Origin of the sequence: Pseudomonas sp. UYEF17 (assembly GCF_040546125.1) — a bacterium.
GTDB classification, from domain to species: Bacteria; Pseudomonadota; Gammaproteobacteria; order Pseudomonadales; family Pseudomonadaceae; genus Aquipseudomonas; species Aquipseudomonas putida_Z.
On sequence record NZ_JBEPNE010000004.1, the window covers coordinates 44,437 to 67,097 of the forward strand.

The window sequence follows — 22,661 nt, forward strand, 5'->3', positions numbered from 1 at the left end:
TTTGTTTTCAAGCATATTTTTATAGAGGCACGGGATTACATGGAAATCGGTCTGCGCGAGTGGCTGATCGTCATCGGCATCATTGTCATTGCCGGGATTCTTTTCGACGGCTGGCGCCGCATGCGCGGCGGGAAAGGCAAGTTGAAATTCCGTCTGGATCGCAGTTATTCCAACCTGCCGGACGAAGAGGGCAATGCCGAAGTGCTTGGCCCTTCGCGGGTGCTGGATACCCACAAGGAGCCTGAGCTGGACGAAAGCGACCTGCCGTCGCTCAGTGCTTCTGCGCGTGATCGCGAGCGCGAGCCCAAGCCGGCCAAGGCTGCCAAGCGCGGCAAGCGCGCCACCGCTGCTGCGGATGCACAGCAGGGCGACCTGAACCTGAGCGCCGAGCCACGCGAGCCCGACCTGTTTGCCGACAGCGATGACGACTTTGCCGCGGAAAACACCCGTAGCAACGGTGCGGCGCCTGCCAGCAACAGCGTCAAGGAGCTGCCGCCGGCCGAGGAAGTGCTGGTGATCAGCGTCATCTCCCGCGACGAGGGTGGCTTCAAGGGCCCGGCGCTGCTGCAGAACATTCTGGAAAGCGGCCTGCGCTTCGGCGAAATGGACATCTTCCACCGTCACGAGAGCATGGCCGGTCACGGCGAGGTGCTGTTCTCCATGGCCAACGCCGTCAAGCCCGGCGTGTTCGACCTGGACGACATCGACCACTTCAGCACCCGCGCGGTGAGCTTCTTCCTCGGCCTGCCGGGCCCGCGTCATCCGAAGCAGGCCTTCGACGTGATGGTGGCTGCGGCGCGCAAGCTGGCGCACGAACTGAACGGTGAGCTCAAGGACGACCAGCGCAGCGTGCTGACCGCCCAGACCATCGAGCACTACCGCCAGCGCATCGTCGAGTTCGAGCGCCGTGCGCTGACCCAGAAGCGCTGACAGATCCAGACGAAAGAGCAGCCTGAGGGCGTGCTGGTCGGTTCGGGTGTTGTTATCGCCTGTGCCGGCCTCTTCGCGGGTAAACCCGCTCCCACAGGGACACCACAAACCTCAAGGGCTGTGATGTCCCTGTGGGAGCGGGTTTACCCGCGAAGAGGCCGGCACAGGCGATAAATACTCAAGCCCCCGGCACCCACCCCCAGGCTGCTCTTTTGCTTTGCAAGAGAAGACAAATCCCATGACCGCCGAAACCCGTATCCACGAACTGCGTGCCGAGCTCGACCAGCACAACTACCGCTACTACGTGCTCGATGAGCCAAGCGTGCCCGATGCCGAATACGACCGCCTGTTCAACGAGCTCAAGGCGCTTGAAGCCGAACACCCGCACCTGGTAACCCCCGACTCGCCCACCCAGCGCGTGGGTGGTGAAGCCCTGGCCGCGTTCAGCCAGGTACGCCACGAAGTGCCCATGCTCAGCCTGGGCAACGCCTTCGAAGAAGCCGACCTGCGTGAGTTCGGCCGCCGCGTGGTAGACGGCCTCGATCAGCCCGGTGCGGTCGACTACAGCTGCGAGCCCAAGCTCGACGGCCTGGCCGTAAGCTTGTTGTACCGCGACGGCCAGTTGGTGCAGGGCGCCACCCGTGGCGACGGCACCACTGGCGAAGACATCAGTGCCAACGTGCGTACCGTGCGCAACATCCCGCTCAAGCTGCAAGGCGAGGGGTGGCCGGCGGTACTGGAGGTGCGCGGCGAGGTGTACATGAGCAAGGCCGGTTTCGACCGGCTCAACGCCGCCCAGGCCGAAGCCGGTGGCAAGACCTTCGCCAACCCGCGCAACGCCGCCGCTGGCAGCCTGCGTCAGCTGGACTCGAAAATCACCGCCAGCCGCCCGCTGGAGTTCTGCTGCTATGGCGTCGGCCAGGTCTCCGCGAGCATCGGCGACAGCCACATCGGCATCCTCGAGCAGCTCAAGGCCTGGGGCCTGCCGATCAGCCGCGAACTCAAGCATGCCGCTGGCATCGAAGAATGCCTGGCCTACTACCGCGACATCGGCGAGCGACGCAACAGCCTGCCCTACGAAATCGACGGCGTGGTGTTCAAGGTCAACAGCCTGGCCGCCCAGCGCGAACTGGGCTTCCGCGCCCGCGAGCCGCGCTGGGCGATTGCCCACAAGTTCCCGGCCATGGAAGAGCTGACCGAGGTGCTGGATGTCGAGTTCCAGGTCGGCCGCACCGGTGCGGTAACGCCCGTGGCACGCCTGAAGCCGGTCAAGGTCGCCGGTGTGACCGTGTCCAACGCCACCCTGCACAACATGGACGAAATCGCCCGCCTGGGCCTGCGCATTGGCGACACGGTGATCATCCGCCGCGCCGGTGACGTGATTCCGCAGGTGATGCAGGTGGTGCTGGAGCGCCGCCCGGAAGATGCGCGCCCGGTGCAGGTGCCTAGCGAATGCCCGGTATGCGGCTCGCAGGTCGAGCGTACCCAGCTGGTCAAGCGTAGCAAGGGCAAGGAAACCACCAGCGAGGGCGCGGTGTACCGCTGCGTCGGTCGCCTGGCCTGTGGCGCCCAGCTCAAGCAGGCGATCATCCACTACGTGTCACGCCGTGCCATGGACATCGACGGCCTGGGCGAGAAGAGCGTCGAGCAGCTGGTGGACGAAGGCCTGATCGGCTCGCCGGCCGACCTGTACAAGCTGGAATTCGACCAGATCGTCGGCCTGGAAGGTTTTGCCGAAGTGTCCAGCAAGAAGCTGCTGGATGCCATCGAAGCCAGCAAGCGCCCGGGCCTCGCGCGCTTCATCTACGCCCTGGGCATCCCGGACGTAGGCGAGGAGACCGCCAAGGTGCTGGCCCGCTCGCTGGGCAGCCTGGCGCGCGTGCAGCAAGCGCTGCCGCAAGTGCTCACCTACCTGCCGGACATCGGCCTGGAGGTGGCGTACGAGATCCACAACTTCTTCGAGGACGAGCACAACCGCAAGGTCATCAAGCAGTTGCTCGACAGCGGCATGCAACTGCAGGACGAAGGCGAGCTGGCTGCCGAATTCGCCGCCAGCACCACCCTGGCCGGCATGATCGCCAAGCTCGATATCGCCTCGGTTGGCCCGACCGGTGCCGAGAAGCTGGTGGCCAAGCTCGACAGCCTGGACAAGATCATCGCCGCCGACGGCATCGACCTGCGCCAGGCCCTGGCGGCCAAGCAGGCCGAAGCCGTGCGCGAGTTCTTCAAGGATGAAGCCAACCAGAAACTGGCCCGGGACATCGAGGCACAGTTGCTGGCGTTCGGCATGCACTGGAGCAGCGAGAAGAAAGTCGCCGAAGGCTTGCCGCTGGCCGGCCAGACCTGGGTGCTGACCGGCACCCTGGAGCGCATGAGCCGTGATATCGCCAAGGAAAAGCTGGAAAGCCTGGGGGCCAAGGTGGCGGGTTCGGTTTCCGGCAAGACCCACTGCGTGGTGGCGGGGCCGGGGGCGGGGTCCAAGCTGGCCAAGGCCAGTGAGTTGGGGGTGAAGGTGCTTGATGAAGATGCTTTCGTCACCTTCCTGGGCGAGCAGGGCATCGCTGTCTAGCAGGCCAATGGCAGATCTTGCTGCTTGCACGGTCCTTGTGGGAGCGGGCATGCCCGCGAACACGGGCGAAGCCCGTGCCATCCACCGCGGCGCCTGCTTCGCGGCGGTTCGACGCCTCGACACGCCCGCTCCCACAGGTCCTGCGCTGGTCTTGCTGCCAGCGCTAACCCTGTAGGAGCGGGTTCACCCGCGAATTGGCAGTTCCAGGCCACCCCGGCCCGGACAAGTCATTGAGAAATGATGACTTTTTCTGCTCCAGAGGTTGTATCTGCCCCCAAGACCGGTACAATGGCGCCACTCGCTGTTCAGCGAGCCTTGTAGTGGTGGCCCCATCGGTCCCCCCGCATTGATTACCCGTTAACCTGGTCAGGCCCGGAAGGGAGCAGCCATAGCGGGAACATCGAGTGCCGGGGTGTGGCTGGTGGGGCCGCCTCCATTTCCTAAGTCCTTAATTCTAAAGGGCTTTTCTCGCTCAAAATCTCGAAGTGGACCAGGACCGTAGGTACACCTAAGTGGTGCACAGTGCTGAGCATTCTAGCTTCGTCATCTCGCCGCTCCAATCCCCTCTCTGGTTACGTCAATCTCGGCGCCGCCCTGTCATCCGCTTATATGGCGTTCCTCCCCCCTTCGCTCGCTATGATTTGTAATTGCCAGTACGGTAGCACTGCTAATAGGATGTGGCATCTGAGCGAGGAGCGAGACATGGAATTCGTAGAGCGACTGAACGCGTTATCCGCCAAGATCCGCCAGCAGGGTCCGGCTATCCAGACGGAAGAGGCGACCAAGATTGCCTTTGTCATGCCCTTCATCAACTCTGTCCTAGGCTACGATGTCTTCGACCCCTCTGAGGTAACGCCAGAGTACGTCTGTGACATTGGAACCAAGAAGGGCGAGAAGATCGATTACGCCATCCGGAAGAATGGCGAGATCCAGATTCTGATCGAGTGCAAGAAGATCGGTGAGCCGCTGCATATAAACCACGCAAGCCAGCTCTTCCGCTATTTCCACGTCACCAGTGCCCGCATCTCGATCCTCACCAACGGTCAGGTGTATCGCTTCTTCACCGACCTTGATGCCCCTAACAAGATGGACGAGAAGCCATTCCTCGAACTGGATCTTCTGGATCTGGATGAACACGCGCTTCCTGAGCTTCAGAAGCTGACCAAGTCTGCATTTGACGTCGATTCAATCATCAGTGCCGCTGGTGAGCTGAAGTACGTAGGGCAGATCAAGAAGGAAATGGCCACGCAGTTCAGTCAGCCAAACGATGACTTCGTTAAATTCTTCGCCGCTCGTGTATACGACGGGATCATCACTCAGAAGGTTCGGGAGCAGTTCACAACCTTGACCCGGAAAGCGGCCATCCAATTCCTTGGGGATCAAGTGAATGATCGGCTGAAGTCGGCAATGAGCGGGGCTGTAGAGCCATCTTATGCAATGACTGCAGTTCAAGCAGCTCCGGCAGCAGAGCCTGCTGATGAGGCAAATGATGATCGTGTCCAGACAACGCTAGAAGAGTTGGAAGGTTTCCATATTGTTAAGGCAATTGTTAGGGCTGTGGTGGATGCGAAGCGAATAGTGCATAGGGATACCCAAAGCTACTTTGGAATTCTGTTGGACGATAATAATCGTAAGCCGATTTGTCGCCTTCACTTTAATCGCAGTCAAAAGTACATAGGTATCTTCGATGCTGAGAAGAATGAGACGCGCCATCCAATTACAACTGTTGATGATATTTACGGGTTTGCAGAGCAGTTGAAAGGGGCTATCTCGTTGTACGAGTGATTTAGCTGGTGCTCGCATTCCTGGCTTATATTGAATGCGAGCATTGTTGGGTACTTATACTATTATGGAGAGGGTCTCGTTGAGTAATTAATCTGCATCCATTGGGTCGAGGCGACAAAGGTGCTCTCGCTGGCTAACCTGTTGGGTTTGTGAGAAAAGCCTCATTGAGTGCCCTGCCGCAAAGGACTAGAGCATTTTGAAGCTCTATGGTTCCCTCTAGCACCTCGCGAGCCCAGTACTCTTGATAGGGCTTACCTTTGTGGTGAAAGCTGCGAACCTTCCCTCCTCGATTTTTATTTACAAATGAAATGGAGGCGTTGTGGGTGATCAATTGCCGATGCTTCACTGTATTCATGAATGCGTTCGCATATTTGAACCAATTCGATGATACAGCCGCGCTCAGTTCGGTTTTTAGCTGTCCAGTTGGGAGTGCTCTCGCTACGTCATGAACGTAGAAGTTACCCTTGAGGGGTGTGGCTACCGCGAGAATGTTAACTAGTTGACCAAAGCTGTCATATGAGTTTCGAGTGGTGCTGATGCAGGCAATAAGATTGGCTTCGCTTTCGAGTTTTGCCTGATGAAGAGCTTCTTGGTTTTCGTTCGAGTCAAAAAGCTGTCTAGCGAACTCAATTCCATGAGGGTCGTTTTTCACGTCGAACACTTGGAACGCGTCACGAGCAAGGCATTTGTGATAATCAAAAATTTCACATGAGCGCCCAATGGAATTTATGATTTCGATAGTGTCTTTGGTGTCGTGCAGTTCAGCCCTTATCACACCATCTCTCAGTTCTTTAAGATTCCATGCGGTGGACATTTATTTCCTCCGGTTTAAAGATTGCTGGGCATCAAACGTTCAGGTGTCACAGTAGGGGCTGGAATACATGCTACCGATAGCACCGAGTGTTTCGCTTGGATGCTCTCAGAGATACACTTGATCGCTCGGGGGCTGGCTTGCATGGACGCCTGTAGCTGCGAAGCTACGGGTGCGGAGACATCTACCGTGTGCCAGCTCCAGAATCCAACCCCGACGGCACACAGGGCGTAGAACATTGGGAAGAGGTGCTCGGTAAACCACGGAGCCAGGAACACGACTTTAATGCACGAACTCACCCGAGAATAGTCAACCACTACCCTGTGGGGCGTAACAACCGTGCCAGAGCCCGTGCTTGAGAGGAGCTGATCTTTTTCGATCCACGTATAGGGCAAACTGAAATCGACCTTCATCTCGGGGCGTAGGCTCGGGAAGAAACCGTGAGCTTCGTATCTTTCCTTATGCCGTGAGCCGCTAGGCTTAACCTTAAATGTGGTCACACCATCAACAGAGTGATCCGATCTGAAGTGTTCCCAGGCATGAGCGTAAAGCTCCCTCCTGTAAACCAGCTTCGTCACCCTGCAAAGCGTAGAGTCGAAGAATTCCTCAAAGCTCTTACCGGGCTTACGCCAATCCGGAGGAAGATGTTGGATGTAACGGCAGAAAAAATAGAGGTTTGCTGCGGCCAGCACAAACCAGAGGTTATGGGTGTTAGCGGTGAACTTGATGGAGTTGCCTAGCAGCGAAAGGGTGCTCATCTCTGCTTCGAAATACCACAGCACAAGCAGCATGGTGGAAAACACCATCAGGAAGCTACGTGCCTTCTTGAAACTCCCTTCGTCAAAATCCGATCCCATACCCTACGCAGCCCTTAGCATCTGGAAGGTGCCCATAGTAGCACTTGGCCTACCGTGGGCGGCGTCCTTTCCCGTATCAGCAAAACGACGTTATCCCGGCCTTACGCAGCATCCATTATGATGGCTTTAAGCCGCTAAGTGCGGAGAGAAGGTTGCATGAAGGCAGGAGCGGTAGCGGCTGCACTAGCTGCGGTACTGATGAGCGGTGAAGCGACAGCGGCACACAATGACGGAACTATTCTCCTACAGACGTGTAAGGTTCACCTTCGGCCTGGTGAGAGCCTCCCTCTCCTCAAGCGCATTGGGAAGCTACACGAACGAGGTTTTCAGAAAAGAGCCCTCGCTGATAAACGTAGACTTTCCCGCCCGTGTCTCCTTTGAACGTCTCGATCACATTGTCCGCCGCAACAGGGCTGCTCAGTATCACGCGATAGCTTCGGCTCGTATGGGTGACGTTTGGCGATTGCTGATTCTCTTGCAACTTCTGCATGACGCAGGCGGAAAAAGCTTCTGGAGATTTCGCGGTCAGCAACTCCTTTGTCGGCTGGTTAGGCGCGGATGCGCACCCCGCCAGCAGTGTGATAGTGAAGGAGGCAGCAGCAAAAGGCAGAAAGCGCATCAGACAGTTCCAGATTTGAGTTCAGGCGCCATTCTCCATTTCATTTGGCTGATAGAAAACATGCAAATGTCGATGTTACCTATCATTGATTTTGATGAGTAACGAGCGTCTCAGGGTAACCGAATGTCTATTCAATCTACCAAGGCGATGATTCAGACCAGTTTCTGATATTTTTCTTCGATCAAACTCTCCTCTAAGCTGCCTCCTCTTTGAAGCAATGCATTTCGGTGTGAGCATGAAAGAGATCCGCAAGGCAGGTGATCGGGGCGCGACCCGTTTGCCGTGGCTGAAATCCCGGCATTCCTTCTCGTTTGGAAGCTATAGAAACCCGCAAGAGAGTGGTTTTTCGGACCTGCGCGTCATCAATGAAGATTGGATTTCACAGGGTAAAGGCTTCGGTCAACATGGCCATCGTGATGTGGAGATCCTGACCTATGTCCTCAAGGGAACATTGGCCCATCGAGACACCCTGGCAAACAGCACCAGGATTCACGCAGGCGACTTTCAGCTCATCAGTGCCGGCTCAGGTATCGAGCACAGCGAATTCAATGCTTCCGCTACCCAGCCTGTGCATCTGCTACAAATCTGGCTGACCCCCCATTCGTCTCGCACCAAGCCTTCATACCAACAGAAGCATTTTCCGGTCGGAGAACGGCATGGAAAGCTCCAGCTGATCGCCTCAAAAACGGGGCAAGCCGGATCGCTGAAAATCCTTCAGGATACGAAAATCTATGCGGGCAACTTCTCACAAGGTGAGTCGCATACTCTGGCCCTCGCAGGGCGACGACACGCCTATGTCCACGTTGTCGCAGGCAGGCTCCGGGTGAACGGAGAAACTGTTGTGGAGGGCGACGGACTGAAGCTGACGGAAACCCAGGCGGTCACGTTCAGCCACGCTACTGATGCGCAGGTGCTGGTGTTCGATCTCCGGGCAACAGGCTCGGCACCTTCCAGGAAGCAATCCTTCGGGGGCTGCAAGACGCAGGCATGTGCCCGGCGCCGGTAGGTGCCATCTGACTTCCATTCCTGCCGCGACCGCGCCGATGCAGCGGAGTAGGCGCTGTTGTCCTACCCGCATCGAAAGCCCGGTTTCAGCAGGTATTCTTTACTTTAGAGAAACCTGTCCGGCCTCAAGTTTGAGCGCCTTGAGGCGCTTCAGCAGCGTGCTGATATTTGTGCGTGCCGAACCTTCATTGGCCAGGCGCAGGCGCTTGATCGCGATAACGGAGTCGCCAACGCCAGCGGTAAAGGGCGTCCGAATGATCTCTCGGAAGATAACGGTGTTTGAAGCAGACTCGGTCAACGTATATTCAGCCTCGCAGGTAACTTCGAAATCCAGGCCAAAAATGGGTTGGTCGACCCGCAGCAGGTTGGCGCGCAGGGTGTAGGCAGCAGGTGCTTCGCCAAGCAGGTCAGCACTGGCAAGTGATTGTTTGAGTGCAGCACCAAAGTCCGGGCCGTCGATTTCCGAAGTCCAGAGCGGGTTGGTGGCGTCTCCGCCATTTACTTCGGTCACCTGAATGTTGCGATGCAGGCGTTGATCATAAAACTGCGCATCGGTCTGGTCGGATGCCACGGACATTCCGGAAATTTGAGCAGGCGAAGCGCACCCTGTGCAAAGGGCAATAAATACCGAGACTAGAAACACACGGAAGTAGGTCACTTGAATAATCCTTGAGTGATATGCCGGTAAAGCAAGACGAAAGCCATACATCGTGTATGGCTTCAACTATTGAAAGGCCCGCCGCGGCATCGTTGGGAACGTACAGGCCTCAGGCCGAGCGTTGCGCTGTGCGGCAGATGCCTTTACAGGTTGTACTTCTCATCGATTCTGCGTTTGTCGAGCGTGTAGCGTTTGAGGTCGATCGAGTCAGATTCCAGCTTGGCATCGAGTTCGTCCATGTCGTGCTTTTTCAGCGTTGCAACATGGGCTTTGGTGGCTTGGTAGTTGATCATCTCTGCAGCGTCATGCCCACTCACCGGGTCCCACAGAATGGAAAGCGGCCAGAACAGCAGGTTCACCACACCAAAGCCATATGCGCGCCCGTAGAACGAACCGCCGCCGGGAAGCAGGCCAAGGCCGGCAGCAAGCCCTGGGTTTTTTTCTTGAACCGCGAGGTTTCTGGCGCGATAGCTGGCAAGTTCCGACTCTTGGGCCGAATTGAGGCCGGTAGCACAACCAGTGGTCAGCGCTATCAGTGCGGCAGCGGTCAGATTTCGAATTGTGGACATGCAACATTTCCTGAGTGTGAGTACTGTTCTCGGCGCACGGCTGGGCGCGGAGGCGCGTAACTCTACACTGAGTAGTGGCGCATTGATATCGTATTGCCATTACTCTATTCAGATGATGATGCGTCCAAATGGTGGTTTTATCCTGGCCGCTTAAATGCAACTGTTGAACTGCCCCGTTTTTTCCCATGCCCCGCCGCCGACAGCTTCATCAGCCGCTGGAATTTCGGGCATTCCAGGTGATCTTCCTCAGGGCACTGCGCCGCATGCCGCAAGCCCTTGCTCATCGCCTGCAAGCGCCTGATCCGTGCATCCAGTTCGTCGGCCTTGGCGATCAGCATCTGCCGGTCGACCTGCAGGTCCACCAGCATCGCCCCCACTTCATCCAGCGAAAACCCCGCAGCCTGGCCCAGGGCGATCAGCGCCAGCCGGTCTGCCACATCGGCTGCGAACTGCCGCCGCTGGCCAGGCCCGGCGAGTGACTTGAGCAGGCCTTTCTTCTCGTAGTAGCGCAGCGTCGAGGCGGGTACGCCTGTGCGTTTGGCGACGTCGGCAATGTCCATTTTGGGCCCTTGACTTGAAGTTGACTTCAACTTCTATGCTGCGCGGCATGGTGATGACCGTCAATCTTCGAGGGCTTGTTCAATGACGTTTACTGCGATGTTTTCCGCCGCCTTGCCGATTGGTATCGGTGCCACGATGGTGATGGACTTGTGGGGGCTGCTGCTGAGGCGGATGGGTGTCGCCACGCTGAACTTCGCCATGGTCGGGCGTTGGGCGGGGCATTTGCTGCACGGGCGTGTGCGGCACCAGGCGATTGCCAAGGCGGAACCGGTGCGGCATGAGCTGGCGTTGGGATGGGGGATTCATTACGCCATCGGCGTGCTGTTTGCGATGCTGCTGGTCATGATCGTGGGGGAGGGCTGGTTGCTGGCACCTACATTGTTGCCTGCGCTGGTTGTTGGTGTGGTGACGGTCGTGGCGCCTTTGTGCTTCATGCAGCCGGCGATGGGCGCGGGGTTCTTTGCGTCGAGGACGCCGACGCCTGCGCGCAACTGCTTGAAGAGCCTGGCCACGCATTTTGTGTTTGGCGTGGGGATGTTCTTGAGTGCGGGTTTGGTTGCGGCTGTGTGAGAGCTACATTCCTCAAGACGAGCAATCGGTAGCAGTAATGCGATCTGCTTTCAGGATGCTTCCTACAACGGTCAGGGCAATTTCCCGCTTTTGCTGTAGGAGGTGTCGAAATATCCTACGCACTCCGTCGACTCCCGTCTGATTGTCCCGGGAATCACCGCCCACTAGGCTTTTGCGGTCGCTGTCGGTTCAGCGATCGGGTGTGGAAGCCTGGGCAGTACACGGGACAGTTGTCATTTATGGCGGCTGTGCGCGGGAGGTATTCGTACCTGCCGGGTCTACCGTGTACCTGGTCTTCCACCCCGCGTACAGTTGCCACCCTAATGCGTGGAAGCGGAAGGGGACAACACAGCCAACACGGAGCTGTCATGAAAAAACTGGTCCCCGATCCACCCCACATCTTCGAGCTTCCCCAAGGTAAATCCCTTTCCCGCGCCATCAGCGAAGGCATCGTGCCGATGGAGTTCGCGTTGATGAATGTCACCCACTATCTGATGTTTGCCTATAGCGACAGCCGACGGGCGCTGGAGCGTATCCAGGACGAGGAGACGCGGCAGTTGCTGGAGCACGGGTTGCGGGCCATGCAGATTGCCTGGGGGCAGGCGGATGCTGTGGCACTGGCAGTTGAGCGTAGAAGCCAGTGAAGTCGGCCTTGGAGTAAGTAGAGATAGCAGGGATATCAATTAACCCTGTGGGAGCGGGTTTACCCGCGAAGAACGCGACGCGATGGATGGCACCGGCTTTGCCGGTGTTCGCGGGTGAACCCGCTCCCACAGCGGGCGTGCAAGCTTCGGTCGGGTTTGTCTTTCATCAGTTATGCGTGGCTCAGGGGCGAGCCACAGACATAGGGGTTGGATAGCCCATCCCCCCATACCGCTGCACAATTCGCTCGATCTCCCCCGACTGCTTCATCCGCACCAGTGCCCGCAGCAGCCCTTGGGTCGGTATCGCCGGGTCATTGCGTACCATGCACCCCAGGTCCTGGTCCTCCAGCACCGCCAGCGCCTGCAATTGCTGCTCTGCGGGTAGCCCCTGGTTGAACCACTGCAACGACAGCTGGTTGCTTACCGCATGCCGATAGCGCCCGGCTTGCAGCTTCTGCAGCACCAGCAACTGGCTGCGGCTGTCCTCACGGTGCAGGCGGCCCTGGTCGAGCAGCGGTTGCAAGGTCAAATAGGTGTAGCCAAGCACTGTGCCGATCGCCTGGGCAGGCAGTTGCTCCGGGGGCAGCGGAGTACTGTCGCCAGCGCGTCCTACCAGCAGGTCTCGCTGGTGCAGCAGCGGGATGCTCCAGACAAAATCCCCCGGCCGATCATTGAACCACTGGGTGCTGACATAGCAGCGCACATCTATATCACCGCTGTTCATCGCCTCCTGCAGGCGCAGGCGGGCCATGACGTGGTATTCGGGGCGTACGCCCACCTCCTTGGCCAAGGCCTGCATCAGGTCGTATAGCAAACCGTCCACCGGCTGGTCGCTTTCGATGCGCACCAGCGGCATGCTCCAGCTCTCGGCGACAGAAAAACGCAACACGGGCTGTTCAGCCTGGCTGTAGGTGCTCCACAGCAGCAACAGGGCCAGCAGTCTTCGCAAAGGCAATCCTCCCTGGATGGCGCGCCAGTTTCAAAGCTTAGACGACTTGCGCAGGGTGCAATTTTGCCCCCGCTCCGCTAGCATTAGCGATCTTCCGCTCGATCAGGCTACGATGGTTTTTCGATGAGTTATCAGGTTCTTGCACGTAAATGGCGTCCGCGCTCGTTCCGCGAAATGGTCGGCCAGACCCATGTGCTCAAGGCCTTGATCAATGCCTTGGACAACCAGCGCCTGCACCATGCCTACCTGTTCACCGGTACCCGGGGTGTGGGCAAGACCACCATCGCCCGTATCATCGCCAAGTGCCTGAACTGCGAAACCGGCATCACCTCCACGCCCTGCGGCACCTGCTCGGTGTGCCGGGAGATCGACGAAGGCCGTTTCGTCGACCTGATCGAGATCGACGCCGCCAGCCGCACCAAGGTCGAGGACACCCGCGAACTGCTTGATAACGTGCAGTACGCCCCGAGCCGTGGGCGCTTCAAGGTCTACCTGATCGACGAAGTGCACATGCTCTCGACCCACTCGTTCAACGCCTTGCTCAAGACGCTGGAAGAGCCGCCGCCCTACGTCAAGTTCATCCTCGCCACCACCGACCCGCAGAAGCTGCCGGCCACCATCCTGTCGCGCTGCCTGCAGTTCTCGCTGAAGAACATGAGCCCGGAGCGCGTGGTCGAGCACCTCAGCCATGTTCTGGCTGCCGAAAACGTGCCGTTCGAGCCGGATGCCCTGTGGCTGCTGGGTCGCGCGGCCGATGGTTCGATGCGCGACGCCATGAGCCTGACCGACCAGGCCATCGCCTTTGGCGAAGGCAAGGTGCTGGCCGCCGATGTGCGGGCCATGCTCGGCAGCCTTGATCATGGCCAGGTCTACGGGGTGCTGCAGGCGCTGCTCGAAGGCGATGCCCGGGCCTTGCTCGAGGCCGTGCGCAACCTGGCCGAGCAGGGGCCGGACTGGGCTGGCGTGCTGGCAGAGATGCTCAATGTGCTGCACCGCGTGGCCATTGCCCAGGCGCTGCCGGAAGCGGTGGACAACGGCCAGGGCGACCGTGAGCGGGTGCTGGCGCTGGCCTCGGCATTGCCAGCGGAGGACGTGCAGTTCTATTACCAGATGGGCCTGATCGGCCGCCGTGACCTGCCCTTGGCGCCGGACCCGCGCGGCGGTTTCGAAATGGTCCTGCTGCGCATGCTGGCGTTCCGCCCGGCCGACACCGACGACGCGCCGAAGCCGGTACTAAAGCCAGTGGGGATCAGCCAGGCCACAGCTGATCCTGCAACACCGGTGGCAGCGCCGGCGGTTGCCGTGGCGCCGCCGGCCGCTGCTGTCGTGGAGCCTGTTGCACCGGTTGCCGCGCAACAAGTGCAGGCGCCCGCACCGGTCGAGCCAGCGCCACAGCCAGTTGTCGAGCCTGTGGTGGCGGCTGAACCTGCACCGGTCAGCGAACCTGAGCCAGTACCAGAACCCGTGGCAGAGGTGGTTGACCTGCCATGGGAAGAGCCCGCGCCAGCGCCCGCACCGGTAGTGGCCGAGCCTGCGCCGGCTCCTGCTCCGCCCCCTGCACCCACGCCGGCACCTGCCGCCCCGGCACACGACGACGAGCCACCTTTCGACCCGTCCGCTTATGCCGCAGTAGGCATGGACCGCGACGATGAACCACCGTTGGACGAAGACTATTACGGCGGCGAAAGCGACCCGGTCGGCTTCAGCTACCTGGACGAACTGGCCGAACACGTCCAGGAAGAAGCACCCAAGCCGGCAGCCGAACCGCTGCCCGCAGCCAAGCCGGCCACCGGCCTGGCCCTGCAATGGCTGGAATTATTCCCACAGTTGCCTGTATCCGGGATGACAGGCAACATCGCGGCAAACTGTACGTTGATTGCCGCCGATGGCGACGACTGGCTGCTGCACCTGGACCCTGGCCAGGGTGCGCTGTTCAACGCCACCCAGCAGCGGCGCCTTAACGAAGCGCTCAACCAGCACCTGGGGCGCACGCTGAACCTGCGCATCGAGCTGATCCTGCCCGAGCAGGAAACCCCGGCCCAGGCAGCGGCGCGCAAACGCGCCGAGCGCCAGCAGGACGCAGTCACCTCGATCGAGCAGGATCCGTTGATCCAGCAGATGATCAAGTTGTTCGGCGCCAAGGTGCGGCAGGATACTATTGAGCCTGTAGAAGCCCTGGTTAATCAGGGCCAGTAACGGATAACCATGCGGCCGGCCCGGTGCCGGGCCGCATCACATGACCCAATCGAGGTATACCCCCATGATGAAAGGTGGCATGGCCGGCCTGATGAAGCAGGCCCAGCAGATGCAGGAAAAGATGCAGAAGATGCAGGAAGAGCTGGCCAACGCCGAAGTCACCGGCCAGTCCGGTGGTGGCCTGGTGAGCGTGGTGATGACCGGTCGTCACGACGTCAAGCGTGTCAGCATCGACCAGAGCCTGATGTCGACTGATGAAGACGACAAGGAAGTGCTGGAAGACCTGATCGCCGCCGCGCTGAACGACGCCGTGCGCAAGGTCGAGCAGAACAGCCAGGACAAGATGGGCAGCATGACCGCCGGCATGCAGCTGCCGCCGGGCTTCAAGATGCCTTTCTAAGGGCATTTGCGTTACTGAAAACCGCCGCTGATGACAGCGGCGGTTTTTTTGTGCGTTCCTGCAGCCATCGCGGTCTTTGTAGGAGCGGCCTTGTGTCGCGAAAGGGCTGCGCAGCAGCCCCGACAATCCATGCTGTGAAGCTGATAACCTGGGGCCGCTTCGCGCCCCATCGCGACACAAGGCCGCTCCTACAGGGACCGCGCAAGCCTTGCGATGTGCGCATGGCTGATTTGACGCCACTGCCCCCGCTGGGTATAAACCGCCTCTTATTGATTTGTCAGGCCTTTCCCATGAGCTTCAGCCCTCTCATCCGCCAACTGATCGATGCCCTGCGTATTCTCCCGGGTGTCGGCCAGAAAACCGCCCAGCGCATGGCCCTGCAACTGCTCGAGCGTGACCGCAGCGGCGGCCTGCGCCTGGCTCAGGCCTTGACCCAGGCCATGGAGGGAGTTGGGCATTGCCGTCAGTGCCGCACCCTGACCGAGCAGGAGCTTTGCCCGCAATGCGCCGACACGCGCCGGGACGATACCCAGTTGTGTGTGGTCGAAGGGCCGACCGATGTGTATGCAGTGGAGCAGACCGGCTACCGTGGCCGCTACTTCGTGCTCAAGGGCCACTTGTCGCCGCTGGACGGGTTGGGGCCTGAGGCGATCGGGATTCCGCAGCTGATGGCGCGGATCGAGGAGCAGGGCACCTTCACCGAGGTGATCCTGGCGACCAACCCGACGGTGGAAGGGGAGGCGACGGCGCATTACATTGCCCAGTTGCTGAGCGAGAAGGGCCTGGTGGCGTCGCGGATTGCCCATGGCGTGCCGCTGGGCGGCGAGCTGGAGCTGGTGGATGGTGGGACCTTGGCCCATGCGTTTGCGGGGCGTCGGCCGATTTCGCTCTGATTCAGAATGGTTGGGGCCGCTTTGCGGCCCATCGCGACACAAGGCCGCTCCTACAGGGGCCGCGCAATTTTCGGATACTGTAGGAGCGGCCTTGTGTCGCGATGGGCTGCAAAGCAGCCCCAAAACCCAACTCAGTACTCGCTAAGAGAAAACTCGGTCAGGCAGAAAGTCGGTACCCCGGCCGCCTGCAGTCGGCGCGACCCGTCCAGCTCCGGCAGATCGATGATCGCCGCCGCCTCGAACACCTGCGCACCGGTCCGGCGCACCAGGTTGGCCGCTGCCAGCAGCGTACCGCCAGTAGCAATCAAGTCATCGAAGATCAACACCGAATCCCCTTCGCACAGGCTGTCGGCATGCACTTCCAGGAAGGCTTCGCCGTACTCGGTCTGGTAACCCTCGCTCAGCACGTCAGCCGGCAGCTTGCCCTGCTTGCGGAACAGGATCAGTGGCTTGTTCAGCTGGTGGGCGATGATCGAGCCGATCAGGAAGCCCCGCGCGTCCATGGCGCCGATGTGGCTGAACTCGGCTTCGACATAGCGCTCGATGAACTGGTCGGCCACATAGCGCAGCCCGCGTGGCGACTGGAACAGCGGGGTGATATCGCGGAAGATCACGCCCGGTTTGGGGAAGTCCACTACCGGGCGGATCAGGGCTTTGAGGTCGAAGGCGTCGCTGTGCATTGTTGCGGGTATCCTGGGAAAACGAATGCCCAAGTATACCCGCTAAACGCCGGCCTCAGGCCTCCATTGCGCCACCGGCCAGCGCGCACAGCTGGATCGGGTCGAGAATGTGCACTTCCTTGCCTTCGGCACGGATCAGGCCATTCTGCTGGAAGCGGGTGAACACCCGCGACACGGTTTCCACCGCCAGGCCCAGGTAGTTGCCGATTTCGTTGCGCGACATGCTCAGGCGGAACTGGTTGGCCGAATAGCCGCGGGCGCGGAAGCGCGCCGACAGGTTGACCAGGAAGGTGGCAATACGCTCGTCAGCGGTCTTTTTCGACAGCAGCAGCATCATCTGCTGGTCGTCGCGGATTTCCCGGCTCATTACCCGCATCAGCTGGCGGCGTAGCTGCGGCAGCTGCACCGACAGCTCGTCGAGGCGCTCGAACGGGATTTCGCACACCGAGGTGGTTTCCTGGGCCTGTGCCGACACCGGGTAGGCTTCGGTGTCCATGCCCGACAGGCCGACCAGCTCGCTGGGCAGGTGGAAGCCGGTGATCTGCTCTTCGCCGCTGTCGCTGAGGCTGAAGGTTTTCAGCGCGCCGGAACGTACCGCGTAGACCGAGCCGAAATTGTCGCCCTGGCGGAACAGGAACTCGCCTTTTTTCAACGGCCGCCCACGCTTGACGATTTCATCCAGTGCATCCATGTCTTCCAGGTTGAGCGACAGAGGCAGGCACAGGGGGGCCAGGCTGCAGTCCTTGCAATGGGCCTGGTTGTGTGGGCGCAGTTTGACTGGCTCGGACATTTTCATTCGATCCTTGTGGGAAAGCACACATAAGACGTAAGGGTAACTCACGGCGTAGGTTGTAGGCCAGCGTGCGCTGTTGTGGTGCGAGCTGGCCCGGCCCCGGCGGGTGTGCGCCGGGGCCTTCGCTGTGCCCATGGTGTGCCTGGCAAGGAACTTTGTCCATGCGGTTGAACGACTCGGTTCAGATCACCCGCGAGAAGCGCTGGCGGTTGTGCATCGCCAGGTAGGCGTCGAACACCATGCACACCGAGCGCGCCAGCAGGCGGCCGGCCGGCAGGATGCGGATGCCTTTGTCGTCCAGGCGGATCAGGCCGTCGCGCTGCAAGGTCAGCAGTTCTGGCCAGAGGTCGTTGAAGTAGCCGCGAAAATCGATGGTGAAGGCCTGTTCGATCGGCTCGAAATCCAGCTCGAAATGGCAGATCAGTTGCTGGATCACCGCCCGGCGGATGCGGTCGTCGTGGTTGCACAGCAGGCCGCGCTGGGTGGCCAGCTGGGCGTTGGACAGGCTGTCCTGGTAGGTGTTGAGGTCGCTGCTGTTCTGGCAGTACAGGTCGCCGATCTGGCTGATGGCCGATACGCCCAGGCCGATCAGGTCGCAGTGCCCATGGGTGGTGTAACCCTGGAAGTTGCGCTGCAGGGTGCCTTCTTCCTGGGCGATGGCCAGCTCGTCGTCGGGCAGGGCGAAGTGGTCCATGCCGATGTAGCGGTAGCCGGCGGCGGTCAGCTGGTCGATGGTGGCGTGCAGCATCTCTAGCTTGGCGGCCGCGCTGGGCAGGTCATTGCTGTCGATGCGCCGTTGCGGCATGAAGCGCTCGGGCAGGTGGGCGTAGTTGAACACCGACAGGCGGTCGGGTTGCAGGCGGATCACTTCTTCGACGGTGCGGGCAAAGCCTTCCGGGGTTTGCTTGGGTAGGCCGTAGATCAGGTCGAGGTTGATCGAGCGGAACTGCAGGGTGCGCGCGGCTTCGATCAGGGTGCGGGTCTGCTCCAGGCTCTGCAGGCGGTTTACCGCGCGCTGCACGGCCGGGTCGAGGTCCTGCACGCCCAGGCTGACGCGGTTGAAGCCCAGTTCGCGGAGCAGGCCCATGGTCGACCAGTCGGCTTCGCGCGGGTCGATCTCGATGCCGTAGTCGCCGGAGTCGTCGTCCAGCAGGTGGAAGTGCTGGCGCAGGGTGGCCATCAGCTGGCGCAGTTCCACATGGCTGAGGAAAGTTGGCGTGCCGCCGCCGAAATGCAGCTGCTCGACACGCTGTTTAGGGTCGAGGTGGCAGGCGATCAGCTGGATTTCCTGCTCCAGGCGCTGCAGGTAGGGCGCGGCGCGGCCGCGGTCCTTGGTGATGACTTTGTTGCAGGCGCAGTAGTAGCAGATGTTGGCGCAGAACGGCACATGCACGTACAGCGACAGCGGGCGCGCGGCCCGACGGCTTTCGCGCAGGGCGTGGAGCAGGTCGAACGAGCCCACTTCGCTGTGCAGTTGCACGGCGGTCGGGTAAGAGGTGTAGCGTGGTCCGGCCAGGTCGTAACGGCGGATCAGGTCGGTATCCCAACGAAGGTCGTCGAGCATGAGGGCGGTCCCCGGAAAGAGCAGCAGTGCCCCGGAGTCTATGGCCGTCTGTAGGAATCTGTGTTGATTTGTATCAAGGGCATTGGGGCTGCTCTGCAGCCCTTCGCGGGCTTGCCCGCTCCCACAGGGGGTACACATGATCCTGTGGGAGCGGGCATGCCCGCGAAGGGTCGCAAAGCGGCCCCCATCAATGCCCCATCAACCAATGCTGATGCGGCCCCGGCATGGTCCAGATACCAAACAGCATCACCAGCACCCCGCCAGCCACCCGCACACTGCGTCTTTTCAACAAAATGTTTACCCGCTCCGCGGCTAATCCGGTAGCCAGCAACACCGGCCAGGTCCCCACGCCGAACGCCAGCATCAGCGCCGCGCTGTACCCGGCATTGCCCTGGCTGGCCGCCCACAGCAAGGTGCTGTACACCAACCCGCACGGCAACCACCCCCACAAGGCCCCCAGCAACAACGCCCGAGGCACGCTGGACACCGGCAGCAAGCGCGACGCCACCGGCTGGATATGCCGCCACAGCCCCCGGCCCAGCGCCTCGATGCGGGTCAGCCCGCTCCACCAGCCGGCCAGGTACAACCCCATGGCGATCAACAGCAGCGCCGCCACCACCCGCAGTGCCAGCGCCGCCGGGCTGCTGGCCACGGCCCAGCCGGCCAGGCCCAGCAGCAGGCCGGCACAGGCATAACTGAGAATGCGCCCAAGGTTGTACGCCAGCAGCAGGCGCAAGCGCCGGCCACGTTGTTCGGGTGGTATGGCTAGGGTCAGCGCACCCATCAGGCCGCCGCACATGCCCAGGCAGTGGCCGCCGCCGAGCAGGCCGAGGACCAACGCCGAGCCCAGCAGGGGCAGCAGGTCAGGCACGGGGTGGGGGTTCCTTGTCGGTGTCGGCCTGGTTGTCGTCAGGCTTCACCGCCGCCTGGTGGCGCGGGTCCTGGTCGTCGAACAGGATGCTGTGGGCAGGGCTTTCCAGGTCGTCGTACTGGCCGCTGTCCACCGCCCAGAAGAAGATGTACACGGCCACGCCGACCAGCAGCAGGGCTGCGGGGATCATGACATAGAGTGCGGGCATGACGACTTCCTCCCGGGCAAGGGCGCTTCGTTCGCTGGCAGGCCCGATGCCAGGGGCAGGCGGGTCAGGCGCAGGGCGTTGAGTACCACGATCAGTGAACTGACCGACATGCCGATGGCTGCCCACACCGGGGTGATCCAGCCAAGCGCGGCGAACGGTAACATCAGGCCATTATACAAGGTCGCCCAGAGCAGGTTCTCGAGGATGTTGCGGCGGGTGCGGCGGGCCAGCTCGAAGGCCTGTACCAGCGCCTGCAGGCGGTTGGACAGCAGCACGGCGTCGGCGCTGGTCTTGGCCAGGTCGGTGGCGCTGCCCATGGCGATGCTGATGTCGGCGGCGGCCAGTACCGGCACGTCGTTGACCCCGTCACCCAGCATCAGCACCTTGCGCCCGGCCGCCTGCAGCGCCTTCAGCCGGTCCAGTTTATCGTCCGGGCGCAGGCCGCCGATGGCCTGGTCGATGCCCAGCTGCGCGGCCACTTCGGCAACCATCGGCGAGCTGTCGCCCGACAGCAGCAGCGTGCGCCAGCCACGGGCCTTGCAGGCCGCCAGCAGGGCAGGGGCATCGTCGCGCAGGCGGTCGTCCAGGCCGAACCAGGCCAGCGGCCCCTGACGGTCGCCCAGCAGCAGCCACTGGCCGCGCGGCTCTGGCACACCGGGGATTTCCGCGCCGCTCAGGGCGCAGACGAAGGTGGCCTGGCCAATGCGCAGGCGCTGGCCTTCGACCAGCCCCTCCAGGCCCAGGCCCGGCACGGTCTGCACGTCGTCAGCAGGCGTGGCGGTGCGACCGAAGGCACGGGCGATGGGGTGTTCGGAGCGGTTCTCCAGCGCTGCGGCCAGGGCCAGGCAGCGGTCGGCGGGCAGGCTGCCGAGCGGGCGAATGCTGCGCAAGGTCAGGCGGCCCTCGGTCAGCGTGCCGGTCTTGTCAAAAATCACCGTGTCGATCTGGTTCAGGCCTTCCAGCACATGGCCACGGGTGACCAGCAGGCCGAGCTTGTGCAAGGTGCCGGTGGCCGCAGTAAGCGCCGTTGGCGTAGCCAGGGACAGCGCGCAAGGGCAGGTCGCTACCAGCATGGCCAGCACGATCCAGAACGCCCGCGTCGGGTCCAGGTGCCACCACCACAGGCCGATAGCCGCAGCGGCCAGCAGCGAGAACAGCAGGAACCACTGCGAGGCCCGGTCGGCGATTTCGGCCAGGCGTGGTTTTTCGGTCTGGGCGCGTTCCAGCAGGCGGACGATGGCCGACAACCGCGAGTCGTGGCCGAGGGCTTCGACTTCCACGTTCAGGGTGCTTTCGACGTTCAGGGTGCCGCCGGTGACCCGCTCGCCGACCCGCCGTGGTTGTGGCAGGTATTCACCGGTCAGCAACGATTCATCGACGCTGGAGCGGCCTTCGACGATGCGCCCGTCGGCGGGGATTACTGCGCCTGGCAGCACCTGCACCGTGTCACCGCGCTGCAGTTCGCTGAGCAGGATGCGCTCGCTGCGGCCGACGGCGTCCAGGCGCAGGCACGAGGCCGGCAGCAGGTTGACCAGCTGCGCAGTGGCCGCGGCGGTGCGTTCGCGGGCGCGGCGCTCCAGGTAGCGGCCGGTGAGCAGGAACAGCGCGAACATGCCCACGGTGTCGAAATACAGCTCGCCGCTGCCGGTAATGGCTGTCCAGATGCCGGCGCCGAAGGCCAGGCCAATGGCCAGTGACACCGAAACGTCCATGGTCAGGTGGCGGGTACGCAGGTCGCGTGCCGCGCCCTTGAAGAACGGTGCGCAGCTGTAGAACACGATGGGTATGGTGAGGAACAGCGCCACCCAGCGCAGGATGGTGTGCAGTTCGGGCGACAGGTCGATGTTGAATTCCGGCCAGGTGGCCATGGTTGCCATCATCGCCTGGAACCACAGCAGCCCGGCCACGCCCAGGCGGCGCAGGGCGCTGCGGTTCTCGCGGGCCAGTTGCTCGGCGGCCTGGTCGGGCTGATAGGGGTGGGCGGCGTAGCCGATCTGGCGCAGCTCGGCGAGCAGGCGCGAGAGCGGCAGTTGCTGGTCATGCCAGTTCAGCAGCAGGCGGTGGTTGGACAGGTTCAGGCGCGCCTCGGCGACGCCGGGCAGGTTGCGCAGGTGCTTTTCGATCAGCCAGCCGCAGGCGGCGCAGCTGATGCCTTCGACCAGCAGGGTGGTTTCGGCCAGGTCGCCAGCATGGCGAACGAAGGTTTGCTGAACGTCGCTGCGGTCGTAGAGGGCCAGTTCGTCCTGTAGCTGCTTGGGCAGGGCCTCGGGGTTGGCGCTGTTGTCGCTGCGGTGCTGGTAGTAGTGCTCCAGGCCACCGGCGACGATCGACTCGGCCACCGCCTGGCAGCCGGGACAGCAGAACTGCCGGGGCTGGCCGAGGACCACGGCGTTGAAGCGGCTGCCGGAGGGGACGGGCAGGGCGCAGTGGTAGCAGGGGGTGGGCTGGGTCATCACATCATTGCCTTACACAAATCGGCCGGCTGGCGCGCATCCCTGTAGGAGCGGCCTTGTGTCGCGAAAGGGCCGC

Annotated in this window: 22 protein-coding genes and 1 other RNA gene; 10 read left to right on the top strand and 13 right to left on the bottom strand. The window is 61.5% G+C overall.

Features of this window, described 5'->3' with window-relative positions; translation table 11 throughout:
* Positions 1–39 precede the first annotated feature (39 nt).
* The 4 genes from zipA (at position 40) to ABIB24_RS07860 (ending at position 5,284) form a co-directional block, all read left to right on the top strand.
* Positions 40–930, top strand: coding sequence for a cell division protein ZipA (zipA, locus tag ABIB24_RS07845; protein ID WP_025340022.1), 891 nt, complete (start codon positions 40–42; stop codon positions 928–930).
* Positions 931–1,168: 238 nt separating this feature from the next.
* Complete coding sequence (gene ligA / locus ABIB24_RS07850) at positions 1,169–3,499, top strand: NAD-dependent DNA ligase LigA (RefSeq protein ID WP_025340021.1); 2,331 nt, start codon at positions 1,169–1,171, stop codon at positions 3,497–3,499.
* Between the two features lie 330 nt (positions 3,500–3,829).
* Positions 3,830–3,926: signal recognition particle sRNA small type (ffs, locus tag ABIB24_RS07855), an RNA gene on the top strand.
* Positions 3,927–4,201: 275 nt separating this feature from the next.
* Positions 4,202–5,284: a type I restriction endonuclease gene (locus ABIB24_RS07860; protein WP_354316282.1), complete on the top strand. Its 1,083-nt coding sequence runs from the start codon at positions 4,202–4,204 to the stop codon at positions 5,282–5,284.
* Between the two features lie 133 nt (positions 5,285–5,417).
* On the opposite strand, the gene ABIB24_RS07865 is transcribed toward ABIB24_RS07860, so the two are convergent.
* The 3 genes from ABIB24_RS07865 to ABIB24_RS07875 all read right to left on the bottom strand — a co-directional run bounded on the left by ABIB24_RS07865 (position 5,418) and on the right by ABIB24_RS07875 (position 7,571).
* Positions 5,418–6,098 carry a hypothetical protein gene (locus tag ABIB24_RS07865; protein ID WP_354316283.1) on the bottom strand — a complete coding sequence of 227 codons (681 nt, stop codon included), beginning with the start codon at positions 6,096–6,098 and terminating at the stop codon, positions 5,418–5,420.
* Between the two features lie 14 nt (positions 6,099–6,112).
* Positions 6,113–6,952 carry a hypothetical protein gene (locus ABIB24_RS07870; protein WP_354316284.1) on the bottom strand — a complete coding sequence of 280 codons (840 nt, stop codon included), beginning with the start codon at positions 6,950–6,952 and terminating at the stop codon, positions 6,113–6,115.
* A 292-nt stretch (positions 6,953–7,244) separates the two neighbouring features.
* Positions 7,245–7,571: a hypothetical protein gene (locus ABIB24_RS07875; RefSeq protein WP_137164491.1), complete on the bottom strand. Its 327-nt coding sequence runs from the start codon at positions 7,569–7,571 to the stop codon at positions 7,245–7,247.
* Between the two features lie 235 nt (positions 7,572–7,806).
* Between ABIB24_RS07875 and ABIB24_RS07880 the strand changes: the two genes are divergently transcribed.
* Entirely contained in the window at positions 7,807–8,577 is a 771-nt protein-coding gene (locus tag ABIB24_RS07880) for a pirin family protein (protein ID WP_274120455.1), read from the top strand.
* Between the two features lie 99 nt (positions 8,578–8,676).
* Here the strand turns inward: ABIB24_RS07880 and ABIB24_RS07885 are convergent, their stop codons facing one another.
* The 3 genes from ABIB24_RS07885 to ABIB24_RS07895 form a co-directional block, all read right to left on the bottom strand.
* Positions 8,677–9,234, bottom strand: a complete 558-nt coding sequence (locus ABIB24_RS07885; protein ID WP_256573577.1) for a hypothetical protein — start codon at positions 9,232–9,234, stop codon at positions 8,677–8,679.
* Between the two features lie 143 nt (positions 9,235–9,377).
* Positions 9,378–9,803, bottom strand: a complete 426-nt coding sequence (locus ABIB24_RS07890; protein ID WP_274120454.1) for a hypothetical protein — start codon at positions 9,801–9,803, stop codon at positions 9,378–9,380.
* Positions 9,804–9,940: 137 nt separating this feature from the next.
* On the bottom strand, positions 9,941–10,363 hold the full coding sequence (locus ABIB24_RS07895) for a helix-turn-helix domain-containing protein (RefSeq protein WP_274120453.1): 423 nt from the start codon (positions 10,361–10,363) through the stop codon (positions 9,941–9,943).
* A gap of 82 nt (positions 10,364–10,445) precedes the next feature.
* On the opposite strand from ABIB24_RS07895, the gene ABIB24_RS07900 reads away from it, so the two are divergent.
* Positions 10,446–10,934, top strand: coding sequence for a DUF2938 domain-containing protein (locus ABIB24_RS07900; protein WP_354316286.1), 489 nt, complete (start codon positions 10,446–10,448; stop codon positions 10,932–10,934).
* A gap of 368 nt (positions 10,935–11,302) precedes the next feature.
* Positions 11,303–11,578 (top strand): hypothetical protein, encoded by a 276-nt coding sequence (locus ABIB24_RS07905; protein ID WP_289514637.1) that lies wholly within the window; start codon positions 11,303–11,305, stop codon positions 11,576–11,578.
* Between the two features lie 181 nt (positions 11,579–11,759).
* On the opposite strand, the gene ABIB24_RS07910 is transcribed toward ABIB24_RS07905, so the two are convergent.
* The gene (locus tag ABIB24_RS07910; protein WP_354316287.1) at positions 11,760–12,527 is read right to left on the bottom strand and encodes a substrate-binding periplasmic protein; all 768 of its coding nucleotides are present in this window, start codon (positions 12,525–12,527) and stop codon (positions 11,760–11,762) included.
* Positions 12,528–12,650: 123 nt separating this feature from the next.
* Here ABIB24_RS07910 and dnaX point away from each other — a divergent pair, with 123 nt between their 5' ends.
* From dnaX to recR, 3 genes are all read left to right on the top strand, one after another.
* Positions 12,651–14,723, top strand: a complete 2,073-nt coding sequence (gene dnaX, locus ABIB24_RS07915; RefSeq protein WP_274078381.1) for a DNA polymerase III subunit gamma/tau — start codon at positions 12,651–12,653, stop codon at positions 14,721–14,723.
* Positions 14,724–14,787: 64 nt separating this feature from the next.
* Positions 14,788–15,123, top strand: a complete 336-nt coding sequence (locus ABIB24_RS07920) for a YbaB/EbfC family nucleoid-associated protein (protein ID WP_003259671.1) — start codon at positions 14,788–14,790, stop codon at positions 15,121–15,123.
* A 290-nt stretch (positions 15,124–15,413) separates the two neighbouring features.
* A complete protein-coding gene (recR, locus tag ABIB24_RS07925; RefSeq protein ID WP_003259670.1) occupies positions 15,414–16,016 on the top strand; it encodes a recombination mediator RecR in 603 nt (200 codons plus the stop codon).
* Between the two features lie 131 nt (positions 16,017–16,147).
* On the opposite strand, the gene ABIB24_RS07930 is transcribed toward recR, so the two are convergent.
* From ABIB24_RS07930 to ABIB24_RS07955, 6 genes are all read right to left on the bottom strand, one after another.
* Positions 16,148–16,696 carry an adenine phosphoribosyltransferase gene (locus tag ABIB24_RS07930; RefSeq protein WP_009683910.1) on the bottom strand — a complete coding sequence of 183 codons (549 nt, stop codon included), beginning with the start codon at positions 16,694–16,696 and terminating at the stop codon, positions 16,148–16,150.
* 55 nt (positions 16,697–16,751) lie between these two features.
* Positions 16,752–17,486 (bottom strand): Crp/Fnr family transcriptional regulator FnrA, encoded by a 735-nt coding sequence (gene fnrA / locus ABIB24_RS07935; RefSeq protein ID WP_015271145.1) that lies wholly within the window; start codon positions 17,484–17,486, stop codon positions 16,752–16,754.
* 184 nt (positions 17,487–17,670) lie between these two features.
* Entirely contained in the window at positions 17,671–19,053 is a 1,383-nt protein-coding gene (hemN, locus tag ABIB24_RS07940) for an oxygen-independent coproporphyrinogen III oxidase (protein WP_025340016.1), read from the bottom strand.
* Between the two features lie 187 nt (positions 19,054–19,240).
* The gene (locus tag ABIB24_RS07945; protein WP_025340015.1) at positions 19,241–19,924 is read right to left on the bottom strand and encodes a sulfite exporter TauE/SafE family protein; all 684 of its coding nucleotides are present in this window, start codon (positions 19,922–19,924) and stop codon (positions 19,241–19,243) included.
* Positions 19,917–20,132, bottom strand: coding sequence for a cbb3-type cytochrome oxidase assembly protein CcoS (gene ccoS / locus ABIB24_RS07950; protein ID WP_025340014.1), 216 nt, complete (start codon positions 20,130–20,132; stop codon positions 19,917–19,919). Before ccoS ends, ABIB24_RS07945 begins: the two co-directional genes overlap by 8 nt.
* On the bottom strand, positions 20,111–22,585 hold the full coding sequence (locus ABIB24_RS07955; protein WP_274120451.1) for a heavy metal translocating P-type ATPase: 2,475 nt from the start codon (positions 22,583–22,585) through the stop codon (positions 20,111–20,113). The genes ccoS and ABIB24_RS07955 overlap by 22 nt, the downstream gene beginning before the upstream one ends.
* Positions 22,586–22,661: the final 76 nt, after the last annotated feature.